The organism is Vibrio sp. V42_P2S4T144 (assembly GCF_009904715.1).
Taxonomy (GTDB): domain Bacteria; phylum Pseudomonadota; class Gammaproteobacteria; order Enterobacterales; family Vibrionaceae; genus Vibrio; species Vibrio alginolyticus.
Window position 1 is genome coordinate 1 of sequence record NZ_WXWS01000376.1, and the last position, 3,110, is coordinate 3,110.

A 3,110-nucleotide genomic window follows, 5' to 3' on the forward strand; every position below is an offset into this window, starting at 1 on the left:
AAAAAAGGCGCAGTTAGATAAGTTGCTGATACGGTACCAACGCCACCCATTGCATCACTACGAGCCTCTATCGCATAAGTAGCAGCAGAAGCAGCATTAGCGAAAAGAATAGTAGCAACAGAAGTGGCAAGAATTTTATATTTGTTTTTCATACTACACTTGTGATTTTAGTTCGTCCTGAACCTTTATCGGCACAAGTAGTATTTCTTTAACTATTCTTCCTGGGAAAGATCATAGGTTCGGCTAATAGTTTGAGCCTGCTCAACAATTATATCGCCCTGCCAACGGCGACTATTGATACTTACCGCCAATACGTATCTATCGTTTGGGACACCCGCTAGCTCCAATGAATTTGGATAGTTAGACTCGTAAGTCTTTTTCCACATTTGCTCGTACTGGCCATCAATGTAGTCATACAAACCGACTTCAAGTTGCGGTAATGGACAATGGGGATTACGAAGTGCGCTCTTTTCTACTTTCCAATTCTCTTTAGATGTCCAACGAACATATTGAGAAGAGTTTGAATCTCCAAGTATTACCCAAGTTCGATACTCTTGTTTATCAGTAGAAACAACGGTTAAGTGATATAAACCAGCTTCAAGCTTACCGGTTAAGTTATAGCGTTTCGAGTAACTACGCTCGTTGGCAAGTTCTGTCCCGTTCGGCTGTTGTTCATAGCTGAATGAACTGTCCGCGGATATAGAATCATCCACCCATCGATTAAATGAAATATTTTCGATGTCAGTTGTAGCTCTTAGCTTGATTACCAATCTAAATGTATCTCGCCCAGGGCTTTGAATAGTCTGACGAATAACGTTCACACCACTTATCCAATCAGGCAGCGTTACACCAGTGAGAGCCTTGCCACAGTTTTTAGATAGTGACTGACCAAGAAGATCATTAAGGTGAGGAGTCAAATCTTTACTTGGTTCCGTTTGCCAGAGTTCAACAAGAGAGTTGAACATACCCGCAAGATCATCTTCAAGTAAGTGTTGATGTGCCTGTGTTAAAGGCGTGTTAGTTTGAAACCAGTCCATTGCATGGACTGGTTTCACTAACGCTAATGAGAGAACTACAGGGAGTAGTATTTTCATTACGACTTATGCTTTCATCTTGTAGCCAACACCACGAAGTGTTTCAATTTCCAGTCCTGGCAGTTTTTGACGAAGCTGTAATACATGTGTATCAACCGTACGTGTTGTCGGGAAGTGATTGTAACCCCAAACGTGGTCAAGTAGCTCATCACGAGTAAACACGCGACCTAAGTTTGACGCCAAAAATAGCAGCAAATCAAACTCTGTTCGAGTAAGCGTAATTAGCTCGTCTTTATAAGTCACTTCACGAGTCGAGCGGTCAATCTCTAAGTCTTTTGTAATCACTTTATCAGCGTTGCTTTGTTCTGCTGAATCCGGTGCTCGTAGTTGTGCACGGATTCTCGCAAAAAGCTCCGCCTCAGCAAAAGGCTTTGTTAAGTAGTCGTTCGCGCCGGAATCAAGGCCTGCAACTTTATCTTTTACGGTAACAAGTGCCGTTAACAAGATAACTGGTACGTCTTTAATCTGTTTCCATTCTGGGAGACATTGTACAGAGTCACCATCTGGGAGTTGGCGATCGAGAATTACCAAGTCAGCTTTTTTCCATTGTGGCTCTACGTCTGCAATACGCTCCACATGTAAACACTCATATCCTGCTTGTTCCAGGCTTACTAACAGGCCGTCAGCCAAGTTTTTATCGTCCTCAACGAGAAGCAGTGTCTGTTTCACAAGGTATCTCCAATATAAAAGTTGTAGGTGGTCCCATTAAGGACATTTTTCCGCCCATGCGGCCTACCATAGATTCAACGATTGTTAATCCAAGTCCTAACCCGCTCTTACTTACGAACGGTTTCTTCAAATTTGCCCAATCTTTAGCCGTTAGGCCTCCTGCATCTCGGACTTGGAATACTATTTTTTCTTCACTAGTTGAGACATCCAATTCAACCGGTGCGACACCGTACTTAAGCGCATTACGAAGCAAGTTATCGATACAAGTTCCTAACCAGTACACATTAACTTTAGCAGCCACATCTTCATTGATGTTAAAAAGCACGGCACTATCAAATTCTTCTTCGATCTTAAATTCTAACCAATCTGCAACGGATGGTACCCAGTCTGTTGCAAGCATTTGGTTATCAGATTGCAAATAATCTTTACTCGCTTCTGCCAATTGACGCAGGCGGCGCGTATCTTCACACAACCTGCGGAATTCGTCATACACACTTTCAGGCAAATGCTCGAACTCTCGACGAAAGCCCTCAACCGTTAGTGACAGAGATGCAATCGGTGTTCTGAGCTCATGCGTTAAAATTTGCAACACGAGCATTCTACTACGTAGTTCTTCTCGCTTGCTATTCCAACGGTACACCGCCCAACCAATCACCAAAAGAATATTGGCGATTACCAGTATGATCATACTGATCCGCAAAACTTGCGAGTGATCTTCTACATCCCAACAAATATTGCCTCGTTTAACAAAGCAACTTTTGCTTTGAGACGCTAGAGCGTATGACAGACCCGCATTCGCTACGTTCTCTTGCCAGATATCTTTCTCGAAAACAAAGTAACGGTCACCACGTCTTAACCAAAGTTCGTTACCTTCAATAAACATGCTCGCGCCTGCAATCAAAGCATTAATGGCGTCGTCATCCATGTTTTTCAAGCTTTCTAGCAACTCATCCCCTTCCTCGTTATCACGCTCTTTTATATGCATGTACTGAGATAGTTTGGGTTTGAGTTCTGGATACTTATCCACATAACGTGCCGCATACGTCCCACCACCAGGGTGAATGAGACCACTACGCGAGAACCAACGAGGTGTCAGCTGCGTCCCTTTACAAATCGCTCTTGTAAATACCAAAGGCTCAGTAATTAAAGGACTTAATGGTAATTTGCCACGACAAGTATTCGCCAAGCTGTAAAGCTGTTGGATATCTTTTAACGGATAGTCAGACGTTTGCGGCAGAAGCGAATCTGGCGCAAGTAACTTGGTAGGATAATTTGATTGCAGAATACGAATATCGTACGACTTAAGAGCTACTTCATAGTTAAATAGCTCTGTAAACGTATCTATTC

General features: G+C 42.9%; 3 protein-coding genes and 1 pseudogene. All 4 read right to left on the bottom strand.

Annotated elements, in window-relative coordinates:
- Nucleotides 1–152: pseudogene (locus CAG68_RS12750) on the bottom strand (conjugal transfer protein TraF); the annotation flags it as partial.
- Between the two features lie 60 nt (nt 153–212).
- Complete coding sequence (locus CAG68_RS12755; protein WP_053303637.1) at nt 213–1,094, bottom strand: DUF2861 family protein; 882 nt, start codon at nt 1,092–1,094, stop codon at nt 213–215.
- Between the two features lie 6 nt (nt 1,095–1,100).
- Nucleotides 1,101–1,763: a response regulator transcription factor VxrB gene (vxrB, locus tag CAG68_RS12760; protein ID WP_005376251.1), complete on the bottom strand. Its 663-nt coding sequence runs from the start codon at nt 1,761–1,763 to the stop codon at nt 1,101–1,103.
- Nucleotides 1,738–3,110 (bottom strand): sensor histidine kinase VxrA (gene vxrA / locus CAG68_RS12765; RefSeq protein ID WP_161441226.1); only part of this gene is annotated, 1,373 nt, incomplete at its 5' end. The genes vxrB and vxrA, both read right to left, overlap by 26 nt.